14 protein-coding genes and 1 riboswitch are annotated in these 18,567 nt (G+C 64.1%); of the genes, 5 read left to right on the forward strand and 9 right to left on the reverse strand.

Features of this window, described 5'->3' with window-relative positions:
- Nucleotides 1-246 precede the first annotated feature (246 nt).
- Nucleotides 247-333, forward strand: a riboswitch (glycine riboswitch).
- A 149-nt stretch (nt 334-482) separates the two neighbouring features.
- Genes gcvT through gcvP form a run of 3 tightly spaced genes read left to right on the forward strand, consistent with a single transcriptional unit; the run spans nt 483 to nt 4,798 of the window.
- Nucleotides 483-1,598, forward strand: a complete 1,116-nt coding sequence (gene gcvT / locus RFM68_RS04415; protein WP_320231474.1) for a glycine cleavage system aminomethyltransferase GcvT — start codon at nt 483-485, stop codon at nt 1,596-1,598.
- A gap of 7 nt (nt 1,599-1,605) precedes the next feature.
- Complete coding sequence (gcvH, locus tag RFM68_RS04420; protein ID WP_320231475.1) at nt 1,606-1,974, forward strand: glycine cleavage system protein GcvH; 369 nt, start codon at nt 1,606-1,608, stop codon at nt 1,972-1,974.
- A gap of 16 nt (nt 1,975-1,990) precedes the next feature.
- Entirely contained in the window at nt 1,991-4,798 is a 2,808-nt protein-coding gene (gene gcvP / locus RFM68_RS04425; RefSeq protein WP_320231477.1) for an aminomethyl-transferring glycine dehydrogenase, read from the forward strand.
- 9 nt (nt 4,799-4,807) lie between these two features.
- On the opposite strand, the gene RFM68_RS04430 is transcribed toward gcvP, so the two are convergent.
- The 9 genes from RFM68_RS04430 to cpaB all read right to left on the reverse strand — a co-directional run bounded on the left by RFM68_RS04430 (nt 4,808) and on the right by cpaB (nt 14,134).
- On the reverse strand, nt 4,808-5,983 hold the full coding sequence (locus tag RFM68_RS04430; protein WP_320231479.1) for a GGDEF domain-containing protein: 1,176 nt from the start codon (nt 5,981-5,983) through the stop codon (nt 4,808-4,810).
- 169 nt (nt 5,984-6,152) lie between these two features.
- Complete coding sequence (locus RFM68_RS04435; RefSeq protein ID WP_320231481.1) at nt 6,153-6,626, reverse strand: hypothetical protein; 474 nt, start codon at nt 6,624-6,626, stop codon at nt 6,153-6,155.
- 258 nt (nt 6,627-6,884) lie between these two features.
- The gene (locus RFM68_RS04440; protein WP_320231483.1) at nt 6,885-7,850 is read right to left on the reverse strand and encodes a type II secretion system F family protein; all 966 of its coding nucleotides are present in this window, start codon (nt 7,848-7,850) and stop codon (nt 6,885-6,887) included.
- A 1-nt stretch (nt 7,851) separates the two neighbouring features.
- The gene (locus RFM68_RS04445) at nt 7,852-8,817 is read right to left on the reverse strand and encodes a type II secretion system F family protein (RefSeq protein ID WP_320231485.1); all 966 of its coding nucleotides are present in this window, start codon (nt 8,815-8,817) and stop codon (nt 7,852-7,854) included.
- Between the two features lie 5 nt (nt 8,818-8,822).
- On the reverse strand, nt 8,823-10,244 hold the full coding sequence (locus RFM68_RS04450) for a TadA family conjugal transfer-associated ATPase (protein WP_320231487.1): 1,422 nt from the start codon (nt 10,242-10,244) through the stop codon (nt 8,823-8,825).
- Nucleotides 10,241-11,455, reverse strand: a complete 1,215-nt coding sequence (locus RFM68_RS04455) for a CpaE/TadZ family protein (protein ID WP_320231489.1) — start codon at nt 11,453-11,455, stop codon at nt 10,241-10,243. The genes RFM68_RS04450 and RFM68_RS04455 overlap by 4 nt, the downstream gene beginning before the upstream one ends.
- A gap of 13 nt (nt 11,456-11,468) precedes the next feature.
- Entirely contained in the window at nt 11,469-11,744 is a 276-nt protein-coding gene (locus RFM68_RS04460) for a hypothetical protein (protein WP_320231491.1), read from the reverse strand.
- Nucleotides 11,745-11,748: 4 nt separating this feature from the next.
- Nucleotides 11,749-13,188 (reverse strand): type II and III secretion system protein family protein, encoded by a 1,440-nt coding sequence (locus RFM68_RS04465; RefSeq protein WP_320231493.1) that lies wholly within the window; start codon nt 13,186-13,188, stop codon nt 11,749-11,751.
- 28 nt (nt 13,189-13,216) lie between these two features.
- Nucleotides 13,217-14,134: a Flp pilus assembly protein CpaB gene (gene cpaB / locus RFM68_RS04470; RefSeq protein ID WP_320231495.1), complete on the reverse strand. Its 918-nt coding sequence runs from the start codon at nt 14,132-14,134 to the stop codon at nt 13,217-13,219.
- Between the two features lie 254 nt (nt 14,135-14,388).
- Here cpaB and parE point away from each other — a divergent pair, with 254 nt between their 5' ends.
- Together parE and RFM68_RS04480 are read left to right on the forward strand one after the other, a co-directional pair.
- Nucleotides 14,389-16,443, forward strand: coding sequence for a DNA topoisomerase IV subunit B (gene parE, locus RFM68_RS04475; RefSeq protein WP_320231497.1), 2,055 nt, complete (start codon nt 14,389-14,391; stop codon nt 16,441-16,443).
- A gap of 42 nt (nt 16,444-16,485) precedes the next feature.
- On the forward strand, nt 16,486-18,567 hold the full coding sequence (locus tag RFM68_RS04480) for an FUSC family protein (RefSeq protein ID WP_320231499.1): 2,082 nt from the start codon (nt 16,486-16,488) through the stop codon (nt 18,565-18,567).

An 18,567-nucleotide genomic window follows, 5' to 3' on the forward strand; every position in this document is an offset into this window, starting at 1 on the left:
GGCCAGCGCTCACATATCCGCGCGCAAAAGGCCGGACATATGAGCGCAAGCGATCCGATCAAATCATCTCCAGCCAAAGCCTTGCAAGCAGGGGGCCGTCCACATATGAGCACCGGAAGCGCAGGAAGCCGCCATTTGCAGACCGGCCTCACCTGAATATCGGTGCACCTTAGATGTCGCTGGGAGGTGACAAGGTGTCGCCGACGAGCTATGGATGGCGCGTCGAGGGCTCAGGCGACTGAGTCCTTCCTGTTTGCGGGAGAGAGCAGCGCAAGCTGTCGCCGAAGGGGAAATCGCCCGAAATCTCTCAGGCAAAAGAACCGTAAACGGGAAAGACAACTCTGGAAAGTCGGGAATCTTCCCGCGCCGAAGGTGTAAGCGCTGCCGACAGAGTTACGGGGCGCGAGTCTCTCAGGCTTCAGACAGAGGGGCACGAACAGGCCGCCAACGGCGGTCGATTGGCGTGCGACTCTGGAGAAGACATGACAGGCCAAGACACCACAGGCGAAGACACCACCCACCTCCCCCTCGAGGATTTGCACCAGGCCGCGGGCGCGCGTTTCGGCGCCTTCGCCGGCTGGTCGATGCCGCTCACCTACCCGCCCGGCGTGATGAAGGAGCATCTTCACACGCGCGACCATGCCGGGCTGTTCGACATCTCGCATATGAAGCTTTTCGAGGTCAGCGGCCCGGGCGCCGCGGCGCTGCTGAACCGCGCCTGCCCTTTCGATGCCCGCGCGCTGGAAATCTCGCAGTCCAAATACACCTTCTTCCTCAACGAGGCGGCAGGCATCATCGACGACCTGATCGTCACGCGCCTCGGCAACGACCGATTCATGGTGGTGGCCAACGCCGGCAACGCCGTCGAGGACGAAAAGCATCTTTACGCGCTGGCCGCGGATTTCGACGTCAGCGTGGAACCGCTCGACCGGGTTTTCCTGGCCATCCAGGGTCCCGAGGCATGGGCTGCTCTGTCCCGCGCGGGCATCGAGACCGGCTCGCTGCTCTTCATGCACGGCATCGAGCCGCGGCAAAACTGGTTCATGAGCCGTTCCGGCTACACCGGCGAGGACGGCTTCGAAATCGGGCTGCCGGAAGCGGAAGCCCGCGATCTCGTCGCCAAGCTCCTGGAAGACGAGCGCGTGCAGTGGATCGGCCTTGCCGCCCGCGACAGCCTGCGCCTCGAGGCAGGTCTCTGCCTACACGGTCAGGACCTGACGCCCGAGATCGATCCGGCAAGCGCCGGATTGATGTGGGCAATCCCCAAGGAGGTTCGCGCCGCCGGCCATTTCATCGGCGCCGACGCACTGCGCTCGATTCTCGAGCGCGGGCCGTCGCAGAAGCGCGTTGGCCTGAAGCCCGACGGACGCCAGCCGGTGCGCGCGGGTGCGGCGCTCGTCGATGCCGACGGCCATCCGGCCGGCCACGTCACCTCCGGCGGCTTCGGCCCTTCGGCCGGGCATCCGGTCGCCATGGGCCACGTAAATGCGGCGCTGGCAAAACCCGGCACGAAGCTCTTCGCCGATGTCCGTGGGACCAAAATCCCTGTCGACATCGCCGCCCTGCCCTTCACCCCACATCGCTACCGCAAAGGATAAGTTCCCGATGGCAAAGACCTATTTCACGCAAGATCATGAATGGCTTCGCGTCGAAGGTGGCGTCGCCACCGTCGGCATCACCGACTATGCGCAGGAACAGCTCGGAGATCTCGTTTTCGTCGAGCTGCCGGAAGTCGGCCGCAAGCTCATCAAGGGCGACACCGCCGTCGTCGTCGAATCCGTCAAGGCGGCATCGGACGTCTACGCGCCGGTCGACGGCGAGATCACCGAAGCCAACGCCTCACTGTCCGCCGACCCCTCGCTGGTCAATTCGGCGGCGATCGGCGACGGCTGGCTCTGGAAGATGAAGCTTGCCAACGAAAGCCAGCTCGACAGCCTGATGGATGAGACCGCCTACAAAGCCCATATCGGCTGATAGCAGGATTCTGGAAATGACCGCAGCACCTATTCCCTTCTCGGCCCGCCATATCGGCCCCGGCGTCAGCGACGTCAGGGCAATGCTCGCCACCATCGGCGTTCCATCCGTCGAAACGCTGATCAGCCAGGCTGTGCCGAGATCGATTCGCCTCGACTTGCCGCTCAACCTGCCCGCTCCGGCGAGCGAAGCGGAAGCGCTGGCCGAATTGTCGGCGATCATGGCGAAGAACACGGTGCTGAAGAGCTTCATCGGCGCCGGCTATCATGGCGTCTTCGTGCCGCCGGTCATCCAACGCAACCTGTTCGAGAATCCGGCCTGGTACACGGCCTACACGCCCTACCAGGCCGAGATCAGCCAGGGCCGGCTGGAAATGCTGTTCAACTTCCAGACTTTGGTCGCCGAGCTCACCGGCCTGCCGGTGGCTTCGGCCTCGCTGCTCGATGAAGCCACCGCCGTCGCCGAAGCTGTCGGCATTGCGCTGCGCCACCACCGCGACAAGCGCACCAAGGTGGCGCTTGCCGGCACGCCGCATCCGCAGACGCTGGATGTCGTGCGCACCCGCGCCGAGCCGCTCGGCATCGAGGTCGACGGTGAGACGATCGACGACAACACCGCGGCCTTGCTCGTATCCTGGCCCGACACCTTCGGCGTCTATGGCGACCACAAGGCGGCGATCGAAAAGGCCCGCGCCGCCGGCGCGCTGGTCGTCTTCATCGCCGACCCGCTGGCGCTCACGCTGACGGACGCGCCGGCAAAGCTCGGCGCCGACATCGCCGTCGGTCCCATGCAGCGCTTCGGCGTGCCGATGGGCTTTGGCGGCCCGCATGCCGCCTATTGCGCCGTGTCCGACAAATTGACCCGTCTTATGCCCGGCCGTCTCGTCGGTCAGTCGACAGACACCAAGGGCCGTCCCGGCTATCGGCTGGCGCTGCAGACGCGCGAGCAGCATATCCGCCGCGACAAGGCCACCTCCAACATCTGCACGGCGCAGGCGCTGCTCGCCAACATGGCGACGGCCTATGCGATCTGGCACGGCCCAGCCGGCCTGCAGGCGATTGCCGGCCATGTTCATAACCTGGCCGACCGCCTTGCCTCCGGCCTCAAGGCAGCAGGCGTTTCCGTGCTCGGCGCGAGCCGCTTCGACACGGTGACGGCCGATGTGGAGGGCAAGGCGGCTTCGATCGCGCAAGCCGCCGAAAAGACCGGCCGGCTGCTGCGCGTCATCGATGCCGACCATGTCAGCATCGCTTTCGACGAGACCTCGACGGAAGACGATCTCGAGGCGATCGCCGGCCTCTTCGGCGCCAAGCCGGGCGCGGGACGCGGTTCGATGCCGGGCAAGCCGCGGGGCAAGGAGTTCCTGACCCAGCCGGTCTTCCACGAGAACCGCTCGGAAACCGAGATGATGCGCTTCCTGCGCCGGCTGGCCGACAAGGATCTGGCGCTCGACCGCACCATGATCCCGCTCGGATCCTGCACCATGAAGCTCAATGCCGCGGCCGAAATGATGCCGGTGAGCTGGCCGAGCGTCGCCAATTTGCATCCCTTCGCGCCGGCCAGCCACTCGGCGGGCTACCGCGCCATGGCCGGCGAGCTCGAAGCCTGGTTGTCGGAGATCACCGGCTTCGACGCGGTGACCTTGCAGCCCAATGCCGGCAGCCAGGGCGAGTATGCCGGCCTGCTTGCCATCCGCGCCTACCACCGCGCGCGCGGCGAAGGCCACCGCACCGTCTGCCTGATCCCGTCTTCCGCGCACGGCACCAATCCGGCGAGCGCCGCGATGGCCGGCATGAGCGTCGTCGTCGTGCGTTGCCTGGACGACGGCAATATCGACATGGACGATCTGCGCGCCAAGGCCAACGAGCACTCCAAGGACCTCGCGGCGCTCATGTTCACCTACCCCTCGACGCATGGCGTCTACGAGGAAGGCGCGCGCCATCTCTGCGCGCTGATCCACGAGCATGGCGGCCAGGTCTATTTCGACGGCGCCAACCTCAACGCCCTGGTCGGCCTCGCCCGTCCCGGCGATATCGGCGCCGACGTCTGCCACATGAACCTGCACAAGACCTTCTGCATCCCGCATGGCGGCGGCGGCCCGGGCGTCGGTCCGATCGGCGTCAGGGCGCATCTCAAACCCTATCTGCCGGGCCATGTCACCGAAGGCTCGGCGCATGCCGTGGCGGCCGCTCCCTTCGGCAGCGCTTCCATCCTGCCGATCACCTGGATGTATATCCGCATGATGGGCGGCTCCGGCCTGAAGCAGGCGACCGAGACGGCGATCGTTTCCGCCAACTACGTGGCGACGCGGCTCGCGCCGCATTTCCCGCTCCTCTACAAGGGCCGGAGCGATCGCATCGCCCATGAGTGCATTCTCGACACCCGCGTGCTCAAGGAAAGCGCCGGCATCAGCGTAGACGACATCGCCAAACGCCTGATCGACTACGGCTTTCATGCGCCGACCATGTCGTTCCCGGTTGCCGGCACACTGATGGTCGAGCCGACCGAGTCCGAGCCCAAGCGCGAGCTCGACCGCTTCTGCGAGGCGATGATCGCCATCGCCGGCGAAGCGGCGAAAGTGGCGAAAGGCGAGTGGCCGTCCAACGACAATCCGCTAGTCAACGCCCCGCATACCGCCGCGGAGGCGCTGGCAGGCGCATGGACCCATCCCTATTCGCGGTTGGAGGCCGCCTATCCGGCGGGCGACGCGGATCTTTCGGCAAAATACTGGCCGCCGGTGTCGCGCATCGACAACGTCGCCGGCGACCGCAATCTGGTCTGCTCGTGCCCACCGCTGTCGGAATATCTCGGCGCCGCGGAGTAGACGGTTTGTTCAGGCGGTTTTCAGGGCCGGCCCGGCATCGGGCTGGCCCGCTCCGTCCTGCTGCGTGACGACGCGGTTGCGCCCGGCACGCTTGGCCGCATAGAGCGCCGCGTCGGCTTGCGCCAGCACCTCGTCCAGGGGGGCGCCCGCGGCCGAGCCGAATCCCATGCCTCCGCTGACGCTGCTGCGCAGCGGACCGCGATGGGTCGGAACGATCTCGGTGCCGAACGCGACACCGATCCGGCTTGCCATGTCATGCGCCTTTTCCGGCGTCACGCGCGACATGACGAGCGCGAATTCCTCGCCGCCCAGCCGGAAGGCGTCGACCCCTGCCCTGCCGTACTTGTTGATCACCGCCGCGAAGCGGCAAAGAACCTGATCGCCGACCGGATGGCCGAAGACGTCGTTGGTCGTCTTGAAATGATCGAGGTCGAACATCGCGATCGCCATGAACGGACCGAAGCTGCGATCGCCGTAAAGCTCGTTCAGCGCCCTGCGGTTCATCAGGCCGGTCAACGGATCGGTCATTGTCTCGGCCTTGAGCTCGATCTGCGCCTGCAGGTGGTGCAGCGAAAGCGTCAGCGCGCCGAGGCCGGTCATGCAGGCGACCGCGATGACGGAGTTCAAACGCTCCGCCCAGTTGTCGGGCGCGGCGCCAAGCACCCATTGGCCCTCGACAAGCAGCACCAGGCCGCACAGCGCGAAGGATATGCCGCAGGCTCCGCTCAGGAAGGAGACGACCAGAAGGATGCGGCGGTCATGATCGCCTTTCATCCAGAACATCGTCCCGATCGCGGCGAGCAGCGCCGTCACGGTCGCGTAAGTGATCTGGAAGCCGATGCCATCGAAACCGAAATAGGTGAAAGCGGTGCAGGCGGCCATGGCTGCAAATGTCGGTACGATGCCGCGGCGGTAGTCGCGAAAACCAAGATACTGCATGGCCGACAGGCAGATGACCAGGAAACCCAGGGTGAGCAGCGCGAGCACGACCTGGCACAGCCAGGGATCGGCATCCTTGGTGTAACGCCAGAACGCGACGACATGGGCTACGAGCACCAAGATGCCGCAGGCGACCGTGAGCACGAAGCGCGTCCTCGGCGTGGTGAGCCAGATCGCAAACATGGTGATGCTGAGGCATGTGCCCGACAGTGCCGCCGCAAGCAGGAGCGAACTGAAATCCAACATCTGTGAATCACCTGCCCTCGGGAAGTCGCCGCTCGCCTGATTGTAGATCGTCGCGGCTCGTCGAAAACCGTTTTCGACTGTCACCTCGACTTGACTTCGATACAAGGTTTACAAAGCGTCGACTTTCAGAGAGAAAGCCATTGGCAGGACGGATGTAATAGAAACTTGATCAGCCTTTGTCGAGCAGCGCCAGATTGGCGTTGACCACCGTCTGGTCGGCCATGCCGGCCTTGGCCTCGAGCAGCAGCACGCGCGCCTTTTTCTTGTTGCCGCGCAGGAGCTGCGAATAGCCCATATTGTTGACGATCTGAGGTTTGCGCCCGGCGACCTTCACCAGCTGCGCATAGGCACGGTCGGCGAAGTCGAAACGGCCAAGCTCGTCATAGGACGCGGCAAGCCCCATCCAGGCCTCGGCATCGTCGGATTTGAGTTCGACCGCCTTGCGGAAATGCTGTTCGGCAAGGCCGAAATTCGCCTCCCGGAACTGCGCTTTGCCTTCAACGAGGTCGTTGGCGCTGACATCCTTGGCCACCGGCTGGATTGCCGTGGTCTTGGTCGTGTCGACGTTGTTGTTCGTCGTGCAGCCGGTGATCATCAAGACGGCCGCCAACGCCGCCGCTGCCCTGGGAAATCTCTGACGCATGCCCCTGCCCCATCGCCCGATTTGCCGGGTCGTTCTTCAGGTAAAGACCATACAGGGGAGCGATTAAGCTTCGGTGCCGAAATGCAGCTAAGTTTTGGTAGCCTGCAAACGATGCGTTAACCAGCGCCGGCGCCTGGATTTAGAGCAATTCCAGGAAAAGTGTGAGCGGTTTAGGCTCGCCGACTTCGCCGTAGCCTTCCGTCCGGAATTGCGTCAAAACAAAGAGATAGAGCGGTTCGCGGGTTTCCGTGAAACGCTCTAGTGGTGGGCGGTCAGCTTCACGATGATCGGTATTATGGCGATCATCAGCACCACCGGCAGGATGCAGACCGTCACCGGAACCGACATCTTGGCCGGCAAGGCATGCGCTTTCTCCTCGGCCAGCGACATGCGCTTGTGCCGCATTTCGTCGGAGAAGACACGCAGCGAGCCCGACAGGCTGGTGCCGAGCTCCTTGGATTGCTGCAGCAGCGTCGCGAAAGAACGCACCTCATCGAGGCTGAGGCGGTCGGCAAGCGCCTTCAGCGCATCGTCGAGGCTGCGGCCGGCGCGCAATTCCAGCGACACCAGCATCAGGTTCTGGCTGAGCGATGGATAGGTTCGGGCAAGCTCCTTGGAAACGCGTTCGATGCCAGCCTCCATGCTCATGCCGGCATCGGAGCAGACGATCATCAGATCCATGAAATCTGGAAAGCCGTTGCGGTATTCGCGCATCTTTTCCCGCACCTTCTGCGTCAATATCAGGCCGGGCAGGAAATAGCCGCCGGCGCCCGACAGGATGATGAAGGTCCAGCGGCTGGTCATGGTCGACTCGGCACTTGCCGCCCAGTGGTTGACCAGGAACGCGCCGAGCGCTGCGCCGACCAGGGTGGCGAAACGGACCAGGAAGAACGTGCCGACGGCGCGCGGCTCCATGTAGCCGGCCTGGATGAGCTTCATGCGCAGCCGCGCGACGTTTTCCGGATCGCTCTTGGCGTAGAACTCCTGCGCCCGCCGCACCGCCTTCTCGCGCACGACATTCGTATTCTTCTTGGGCGCGGGCTCCACGTGTTCGACCGGCAGCGCCAGCTCGACTTTCAGCCGGCGCTTGATATCGCTGCGATCGCCCTTGGCAAGCACGAGCGGCCAGGCCACCGCGCCGCCGCCCAGCGCCAGCAGCAATATGGCCACGGGCATCAGCGAAGTCGGCGCCAGCGAAGCGAGGAAGCGAATGATGTCTTCCATCTCAGAACCTGAAATTCGACATCTTGAACATGATGGCGTTGCCGAGCAGCAGCCAGATGATGGAGCCGCTCAGCATGTACCAGGTCTTCGGCACGTCCCAGACATCTTGGTAAAACTGCGGCATCAACACCATGATGGCGGTGAACAGAAGCACCGGCACCGCGGTCAGGATGTAAGCCGACATGCGCCCTTCCGTCGAAATGGCGCGGACCTTGCGGCGCAGCTTGCCGCGATCGCGGATCGTCGCGGACAGACCGTCGAGGATCTCGCGCAGATTGCCGCCCGAACTGCTTTGGATCGACACCGCCGTGACGAACAGCGGCAAGTCTTCGTGACCCACCCGATCGAACAGGTTGTTCAGCGCCGAGACCAGGTCGGAGCCATAGGTCACCTCGTCGGCGACGACACCGAACTCGGTGCCGATCGGATCGGCCATTTCGCGCGACACCATGGCAACAGCCACCGGCACCGGATGACCAGCCTTCAGGCCGCGCGTAATGAGTTCCAGCGCCTCAGGCAGTTGTATCCCGAACCGCTTGAGCCGGCGCTTGCGCATCCAGCGCATTGCCATCACAGGCAGAACTGGCAGCAACATGAGAAAAAGGACCAGGCCGAACAAGAGCGGCAAGCCCTTCCAGATCGCCACGAGCGCCAGTGCCGCGGCCACACCCGAGGTGATCATCAGGAATTTCGGCAGCGGTGTGGTCATGCCGGACTGCGTTCGCAAGGCGCGGAAGCGGTCGAGGGAAAAGATGGATGTGGCGCCGTCGATCCCGCGCTCCTTGCGCAGCTGGATCAGCACCTGCTCCTGGCTGATCTTGTTCTCCGCAAGCTTCATGCGGCGGTTGATTGCCGTGCGCTTGTCGCTGCGCCCGGCATAGAGCAGATAGCAGCCCTCGGCGATCATGATGCCGGTGAGCGCCGCCGCTGCGTACACGGCGTAGATCGGGCTGAAGCCATCCAGCATCGGCCTTAGTCCTGCGGCCGGCCGGGTTCAAAATACTTGCCCGGGAATTCGATGCCCATGTTGCGCAGATCCTCGAGGAAGCGCGGACGGATGCCCGTCGCCTCGAAGTGGCCTAGGATCTTGCCGTCCGCCTCCATGCCGGTGCGCACGAAGCGGAAAATCTCCTGCATCTGGATGACGTCGCCTTCCATGCCGGTCACCTCGGCGACGCTGGTCACCTTGCGCTTGCCGTCGGAAAGGCGCGTCAGCTGGACGATGATGTCGATGGCACTGGAGATCTGGCTGCGGATCGACTGCACCGTCATCGGCATGCCGGTCATGCCGAGCATCTGTTCCAGACGTGAGATGGCGTCGCGCGGCGTGTTGGCGTGGATGGTGGCCATCGAGCCTTCATGGCCGGTGTTCATCGCCTGCAGCATGTCGAAGGCTTCCTCGCCGCGGCACTCGCCGAGGATGACGCGGTCGGGGCGCATGCGCAGCGCATTCTTGACGAGGTCGCGCTGCTTCAATTCGCCGTGGCCCTCGATGTTGGCCGGGCGTGTTTCCATGCGCGCGACATGCGGCTGCTGCAATTGCAGCTCGGCCGCGTCCTCGATGGTGATCAGGCGTTCGTCTTCCGGAATGAAAGCCGACAGGGCATTGAGCATCGTCGTCTTGCCGGTGCCGGTGCCGCCGGAGATGATCGTGGTCTTGCGGGCATGCACCGCCGCCGCCAGCACCTCGGCCATGTTCTGGGTGATGGCGCCGAATTCGACCAGCTTGTGCAGGCCGAGCTTGTTCTTGGAAAATTTGCGGATCGAGACCAGCGGCCCGTCGACGCCGACCGGGCGGATCGCCGCGTTGAAGCGCGAGCCGTCGAGCATTCGGGCGTCGACCATCGGCTGCGATTCATCGACGCGACGGCCGACCGCCGCGACGATTTTGTTAATGATTCGAAGCAGATGCGCTTCATCCTTGAACGGGATGTGGACCTGCTGCAGCTTGCCGCGCTTTTCGACGAAGCAGTTCTGATGGCCGTTGATCAGGATATCGTTGATCTCGGGGTCCTTGAGCAGCGGCTCCAGGGGCCCGAGACCGACCATCTCGTCGACGATGTCGTCGACCAGGGAGTCTAGCTCGGCGTTATTGATCGCCATCCGCTCGTTGCGCGTCTTTTCGGAAACGAATTCGTGCACCTGCCGGCGCATTTCATCCTTGGGCAGCCGCTCAAGCGCCACGAGGTTGATCTCTTCGAGCAGCATGCGATGGATGCGCACGCGCGCATCGAGCACCTTGTTGGCGCTTTTTGCAGGCGCGGCTTCGGGCTTCGGCGGCGTCGGCCTGCGGGTCGTCGGAATGATCACTGCATTGTGTGCGACGGGCGCAGATTCGGGCGCCCGCTGCGGGCGGACGTCACGGCTCTGCAGGTTGGAAAAGCGGCTGGTCATCCTGCCTTCCTTTTCAGCAAGCCCTTGCCCAGGCCGAACAGTGACTTCGACTTGACCGTGGTCTGGACGGCCTCCTCCGGCAGGATGATCTTCTTCAGGTCGTTGACGACATTGGCGTTGGGGTCGATGGCGTGCAGCGGCACGCCGCGGTCGACGGCCTCGCGCACCAGTCGGTAGTTGTTGGAGATGCCGCCGACGAAATGCTCGCCGAGTATGTCCTGGACATCGGCCTGCTTGATGCCGCTGTCGAACATCTTCTGCTCGAAGCGGTTGACGATGACGTTGGGCTTCACTTCCTTGCCGGCGGTCTCATAGACGGCCTGGATGAGACGCTGCGTGTGGCGCAGGCAAGGCACCGTCATCTCGGCGACGATGTAGAGCTTGTTGGAACCCAGCAGCACCGTCTCGGTCCAGGGGAACCAGGTGCGCGGCAAGTCGATGACGACATTGTCGAAATAAGCCGCCACGAGGTCGAGCATGCGCACCACGACATCGGTCTTGAACGAGCGCATATCCGAGGGGCGCGTCGGCGCGGCAAGCACGCACAGCCCGCTCGCATGCTTGGACAGCATCACATCAAGCAATTGCCGGTCGAGGCGCTCCGGCTGGTTCTCGATTTCGGTGATATCGAAACGCGGTTCGAGGTCGAGATATTCGGCGCAGGCGCCCTGCTGGAAATTGAGGTCGACGACGCAGGTCGAGGCGCCGCGCATCACAGAGTGATGCAGCTGGAAGGCTGTCTGCAGGGCGAGCGTGGTGGTGCCGACGCCGCCGGCGGCCGGCATGAACGTATAGATGTGCGATTCGGTGTTCTCTTCCCGCCCCGGCCCCTGCAAGGCACGGATGACGGAACGCACGAGGTCGGCAGTCGTAATCGGCTTGACCAGGAAATCGGCGACCTTGAGCTGCACCAGGATGCGCACCGCCGCCGCGTTGAATTCCTGGGTGACGACGACAACCGGGACGCGCCCCTCCAGCCGGCGCATGATGCGCTGCAGGGACTCGATTTCCTCGAGCTTGGCGGCGTCCATGTCGACAATGACAACGCCGAAATCGGCATCCTGCACCTCGCCGCGCAATTCCTTGACGCTCTTTTCGACGGTCAGAAGCTCGATGACCTCGGAGGAGGCAAAGGCCGTCCGCGTGTCCTGCAAAAACGTCCTGTCCGTCGAAACCAGCAGGATCTTCTTGGTCTTGGTACCAGATGCCATCGTCGTCAGCCCATCAGTTCGATGTCGTTGATGATGATGTCGTCGATGCCGACCCGGAACCGGCCTTCGCACCGACGGCAATGGTCTCGGAACCCGGACGTTGAGCCGGCACCAGGAGCCTGGTGTTCTGGACGCCATATTTCCAGGGATCGACCATTTGCATGGCCGTGTTGGATGCCTGCGCGTTGCCAGCGGCCAGCGTCACCCCTTCGGCGCGCACACAGTCGTCGCTGGTGCAACCGCTAACGAAACCGGCCAAAAGCAGAGCGATGCAAAGGGGGGTGCGCATGGCCTTAGTCCTTCGGCAGGTCGAGGAAGTGGCCGGACGTGGCGGCGGCCACCGGGCGGGCGGCGCTGCCGTCGGCCAGGCTCACCGGACGCTTCGACGCCGAGGCGTCCACTTCCTCGGTGTTGTTCAGAAAATAGTCGGCGGAACTTGGCGGCTGGGTGCCATCGGTCGGTTCGACCATCTTCTTCGACGGATCGACCGGCTTGACCAGGTAAGGCGTGACGATGATCACCAGGTCGGTCTCGCGCCGCTGATAGGATTTCGAGGAGAACAGCGAACCGAGCACCGGCAGCTTGCCTATCCCCGGCACCCGCGATGTCGTGATATCGTTCTGCGACTGCAGAAGACCTGCAATCATGAAGCTCTGGCCGTTCTTGAGGTCGACCGATGTCCTGGCGCGGCGCACGATGAAGGCTGGGATGGAAATGCCGCTGCTGACCTGGATGGAAGCAGACGGGTCGATCGAGGACACTTCCGGCGCGATGTCGAGGCTTACCAATCCGTCCTTCAGCACCGTCGGCGTGAAATCCAGGCCGACGCCGTACTTCTTGTAGGTGACGCTGATCTTGCCATTGTCTTCCGAAACCGGGATCGGGAATTCGCCGCCGGCAAGGAAGCTCGCCGTCTGGCCCGAACGTGCAATCAGGTTCGGTTCCGCAAGCCGCCGCGCCAGACCGCGTTCCTCGAGCGCCTTGATGGCGATGTCGATTGAAACGCCGTTCGACAGCAGGCTACCGATGATTTCACCTGTTCCGGCAGCCGGCACGTTTCCCCCGTCCGGGTTCAGCACGACTTTGCGATTGCCGATGCCATAGGCGAAATTGGCGGCGTATTTGGCGCCCAGATCCTGACCGGCCTGACGGTTGATCTCGACGAAACGGACGTTGAGCTGCACCTGCTGCGAAGACGAGATGTTGACCGAGTTGATGACTTCTTCGTTGCCGGAAAAACGCGACGCGATCTTGCTGGCCTTGTCGGCGGCGACCGCATCGTCGGCCTCGCCCGACAGCACGACGCGGCCGTTTGCCGAACCGACCTTGATCTTGGCGTCGGGCACGCTGGCGCGGATGGTGCTGGCCAGTTGGTCGGTGTCCAGCGTCACCTCGATGTCGATGGTGCCGACAAGCTGCTTGTTCTGGTCGAACAGCGCGATACCGGTGGTGCCGAGATTGTTGCCCAGCACATAGAAAGATTTGTCGGTCAGCGGGTTGACGTTGGCGATCTCCGGATCGCCGATGACGATCTGATAGAAGGCGGCGCTCGTCATGATCGTCTTCGGTTTGCCCTTGGCGACCTTGATCGAGGCGTTCTTGTTCGCCGAGACATAGACGACGTCATTGTCCGCCCTTGCCGGCGCGGTAACGCCAAGCATTGCCGCCGCCAGCGCGATCGCGCCAAGCAGGCGCCATCCCCCGGTCGTCCGAAATGCATCAAACCCAAACATCTTACCCCGTCCCGCCGGTCCCCACCGGCTATTGCTGCAGTTCCTGCGGCGGTTCCCGTGAAGGAACCTTGTATTCCTCGACCTTGTCGCCACGCGTCACGATCACCGTCTTGAATTTCGGCTCGGGCTCCTTCGTCACCGCATTGACGAGCGAGGCGGCGCTCGCCTGCGCGCTTGCGGCAACCGAGCCGCCGAAGGACGAGATTGTCGTAAGCCCGTCTTTGCTGGCGCTGGCGTCGGCCGCCGAGCGCAAGGACAGCGACAAGGTGCCGACGGTGCGGGCAAGCGCCACCTTCTGCGCCCCCTCGTTGGTCACCTCGATGGTCACCGAGTTGGCGATCTGCGGCTCGGTCTTGCGCTCGTCGGCGCCCTGCCCGACCGAAAGCACCTTGGCATCGGAGACGACGACCTCGGACGTGACCGTCGAGCCGGCCGCGCCTTGAGCATTCTTGGACACTTCCTGGATGTCTCCCGCGTCACGCGTCAGCACGACGTCGACCCGGTCTCCCGGCGTGATGAAGCCGCCGACACCGGCGATCTCGTCGGTGCGGATGGTGACGGCCCGCATTCCAGGCGACAGCATGTTGGAAAGGGTGGCGCGACCGTTCGGGCCCGACAGCTTGGTCAGCAGCACCGGTTCGTTGACCTCGATCGGCGACAGCACGACCCGGCTGCCGTCGGCAAGCAGCTTGTCGATCGTGGGGAAAGCCCCTTGCGGCAGGGAATCCTGCGGCCACGGGATCTCGGCAAGTTGCGGTCGTCCGAGCTCCATGCCGTAGCGCAGCGGCGCTTGAGCCACAACGATGGTCTTGAACTCGATCTTGGGTTGCTGCGGCGCCTCGACGGAGACGACCTTGACCTCGGGCTGGGCCTTTGCCTGGCTCTTGACCCAGAAGTCCGCCGCAAAGATCGAGATCGCGCCGAAGACGGCGGCGATGCCGATCATGGTTATGGCCCTGCCCCTCACAACGAAACCCCTGACGCCCGTGGTCTTTTGTTGGTTTGCCCCACGCTAGGCATCATTGTTAAAGAAACGGGAATAGCGGGGCGCGCGGATCGCCCTATTTCGGCCGGCTTGGTTATCGAATGGTTTTAGAATATGAGACAGTTTGATCCCTGAACGGAACAGGAACTCGTTCGCCCGCCAAAAGCGTGGCAGTATCGCGAAATGATTCGCATTACCGGACGCTAGGCCCCAGCATGGACGACAGCAACGACCTCTTCGGCAAGGTGGAAAAGCCGGCACAGCCGGTGCGCTCGCCGTCGCGAGCCGCCGATCCGCTCGTGCAGGCCGCGAAGCGTTCGACCGCCGCCCGCGACGGCAGCGAAGGCTACAACGCCGCCGATATCGAGGTGCTCGAAGGACTCGAGCCAGTGCGCCGGAGGCCCGGCATGTATATCGGCGGCACCGACGACAAGGCGATGCATCACCTGTTTGCCGAGGTCATCGACAATTCGATGGACGAGGCTGTGGCCGGCCACGCCACCTTCATCGACGTCGAACTCTCCGCCGACGGCTTCCTGACCGTCACCGACAACGGCCGCGGCATTCCAGTCGATCCGCATCCGAAATACAAGAAGCCGGCGCTCGAAGTCATCATGACGACGCTGCATTCGGGCGGCAAGTTCGACTCCAAGGTTTACGAGACCTCCGGCGGCCTGCATGGCGTCGGTGTCTCGGTTGTCAATGCGCTGTCCGACCACCTCGAGGTCGAAGTCGCGCGCGGCCGTCAGCTCTACCGCCAGCGTTTTTCCCGCGGCGTCCCGGTCAGCGGTCTTGAGCATCTCGGCGAGGTCCACAACCGCCGCGGCACGAAGACCCGCTTCCACCCGGACGAGCAGATTTTCGGCAAAGGTGCAGCCTTCGAACCGGCGCGCCTTTACCGCATGACGCGCTCGAAGGCATATCTGTTCGGCGGCGTCGAGATCCGCTGGACCTGCGATCCGTCGCTGATCAAGGAGAAGGACAAGACGCCAGCCAAGGCCGAGTTCCATTTCCCCGGCGGCCTGAAGGATTATCTCAAGGCGACGCTGGGCGACGAGTTCCAGGTCACGCGCGAGGTTTTCGCCGGAAAGAGCGACAAGCAGGGCGGCCACGGTTCGCTCGAATGGGCGGTGACATGGTTCGGCGGCGATGGTTTCCTCAATTCCTACTGCAACACCATTCCGACCGCCGAAGGCGGCACGCATGAGGCCGGTTTCCGCAATGTACTGACGCGCGGATTGCGCGCCTATGCCGACCTGATCGGCAACAAGCGCGCCTCGGTCATCACCACCGAGGACGTGATGATCTCGGCCGCCGGCATGCTGTCCGTGTTCATCCGGGAGCCGGAATTCGTCGGCCAGACCAAGGACAGGCTGGCGACCATCGAGGCGATGCGCATCGTCGAAAATGCCCTGCGCGACCCGTTCGACCACTGGCTGGCCGACAATCCGCAGGAAGCCTCGAAGCTTCTGGAGTGGGTTATCGCGCGCGCCGACGAACGCGTGCGCCGCCGCCAGGAAAAGGAAGTCTCGCGCAAGAGCGCGGTGCGCAAGCTGCGCCTTCCGGGCAAGCTCGCCGACTGCACGCAGAATGCCGCCGCCGGCGCCGAGCTTTTCATCGTCGAGGGCGACTCGGCCGGCGGCTCGGCCAAGCAGGCGCGCGACCGCGCCAGCCAGGCGGTGCTGCCGCTGCGCGGCAAGATCCTCAACGTGGCCAGCGCCGGCAACGACAAGCTTGCCGCCAACCAGCAGATATCCGACCTGGTCCAGGCGCTCGGCTGCGGCACGCGCTCGAAATACCGTGACGAGGATCTGCGTTACGACCGCGTCATCGTCATGACCGACGCCGACGTCGACGGCGCGCATATCGCTTCGCTGCTGATAACCTTTTTCTACCAGGAGATGCCGAACCTGATCCGCGGCGGCCATCTCTACATGGCCGTGCCGCCGCTTTATTCGATCAGGCAGGGCGGCAAGGTCGCTTACGCGCGCGACGACGCGCACAAGGATGAGCTCCTGCGTACCGAATTCACCGGGCGCGGCAAGGTCGAGATCGGCCGCTTCAAGGGCCTGGGCGAGATGATGGCCTCGCAGCTCAAGGAGACCACGATGGATCCGAGGAAGCGCACGCTTCTCAGGGTCGACGTCAGCGAGGCCGAGCAGGCGACCAAGGATGCCGTCGACGCGTTGATGGGCACCAAGCCCGAGGCGCGCTTCCGCTTCATTCAGGAGCGCGCCGAATTCGCCGAGGCGGACGTGCTGGATATCTGATCGCCTGCTGGTCCATAAAAGTCTCCGGCACGGAGAACCGATGTGACCTGGACGCGGCTGAAAGAGCTTGTCGAGACACCGTTAGGCGGTCTGACGCAGCCGACCCGATCGGACTGGATTTTTGCCCTGCGCACCGTTTCGGCGGGGTTGATCGCGCTGCTTGTTGCCTACGCGCTGAAGCTCGACCATCCGCAATGGGCGATGATGACGGTGTTCATCGTCGCGCAACCGGTGGCCGGCATGGTGCTGGCAAAAGGCTTCTACCGGCTGCTCGGCACGCTGGCGGGCGGCCTCGCTGCGGTCGGTATTACATCCCTGTTCGGCGCCAATCCCTGGCTGCTGGTCACGGTGTTGGCGCTCTGGATCGGCGTCTGCACGCTCGTCTCGTCATTGCTGCGCAACCCGGAAGCCTATGGCGCCGCTCTTGCCGGCTATACGGCGATGATCATCAGCCTGCCGGCCCTCGGACAGCCGCACGTCGTCGTCGACCTCGCTGTCGCGCGTTGCGCCGAGATCGTGCTTGGCATCGTCTGCGCCGGCGTCACCAGCCGGCTGATCCTGCCGAAGCTCGCGGCCGACGCCATCATCTCCCGGCTGAAGCGCAGCATCCTCGACCTCGCCGAATATGCGTCAGGCGCTTTTTCCGGCGGCGATCCGGCGAGCCTTGCCGCGCTCCAGCGCAAGCTGATCGCCGACGCCCAGACGCTCGCCGAGATGCGCACCTATGCGCGGCTGGAAGCGCCGAGCTTCGGCACTCGCGCCCATCCGGTGCGGCGCACGATCGGTCAGCTTCTGTGGGCGCTTTCGGCGGCGCGCGCGCTGCATGGCCATCGCGCGCCGAAGAATGCAGCGCTGATCCCGATGCGGCGAGATTTAAAAACTTTCGTCGGCGAACTCGCGGCGACACCCGGTGCGCTCGATGACACGGGCCCCTGGGTCGCCCGGCTCGACGCGATCACAGGCAAGGCCCGGGAGATGCCAAGCCTGCCCACCGATAGCGGCCCAAACGATACCAGCGAAGACAAGGTCGGCACCATCACCCGCCTCACCATTGCCGGCGATTTCGCCGAGGCGCTGAAGCAGGTCATGCGCGGGCTGGACGCGCTTCGCTCGCCCGTCGCCCGGAAATCGAACGAGCGAGGTCAACCGGCGCTGGTCGTCCACCGCGACTACCAGGCCGCATGGCGCAACGCCGTGCGCGCCGCGCTCGCCACGTTGCTGGTGGCAATCTTCTGGCTGACGACCAAATGGTCGGAAGCAGCCGGCACCGTCATCCTCGTTGCCGTCGTCTCCAGCCTGTTCGCGGCGCGCCCCGATCCCGTGCAATCCGCCTGGGGTTTCTTCACCGGGACGCTGATGGCACTGCCTTTTGCCTTTCTGGTCGGCCAGATCGCGCTTCCGGCACTACCCGGCTTCGGCTGGTTCGCGCTCTTCGTCGTGCCGATCCTAGTGCCTGCGGCGCTCGGCATGGCCAATCCGCGCCATGTCGGCGTCGCCACCGCCTTCGCCATCAACTTCCTCGCCTTCCTCAGCCCGCATCAGCAGATGATCTACGATCCCGGGCCGTTCTTCGCCGGCTCGGCCTCGATCCTGGTCGGCATCCTGATTGCCATCGGCGTCTTCATCGTCGTGCTGCCTGCCGATCCCTGGGCCACTCTGGAGCGGATCTCGCAGGCGATGCGCGAGGACCTGGCACGGCTTTGCCTGCATGAGCGGATACCCCGGCGTTCCGCCTTCGAGAGCCTTGCCTATGACCGGATCAACCAGCTGATGCCGCAGGCGCAGCAGACGGGCCGCAAGGGCGACCCCGTTCTTGGCGGAAGCATCGCCGCCGTCACCGTGGGGCTGGAGGTGCTGCGGCTGCGCCACGCGCAACTGAACTCCGCCGTCCCGCACGAAACGGTCGAGTCGATCGGCAACTTCCTGCGCGGCCTGGCGCGCGAATTGCTGTTTAGACGACCCGGTGAGCCACAGACCGCGACGATCGCGGTGGCGCGGCAATATGCGGCCAGCATCGCCAAACGTAGCGATCGGCTCGAAGTGCTGCAGATCGCCGCCTCGCTGCGCATCATTGCCGCGGCGATGGAAGATTACCCGGATTTCTTTGCGAGGAGCCGAGGCTGA

This window comes from Mesorhizobium montanum (assembly GCF_033977145.1).
GTDB classification, from domain to species: domain Bacteria; phylum Pseudomonadota; class Alphaproteobacteria; order Rhizobiales; family Rhizobiaceae; genus Mesorhizobium; species Mesorhizobium montanum.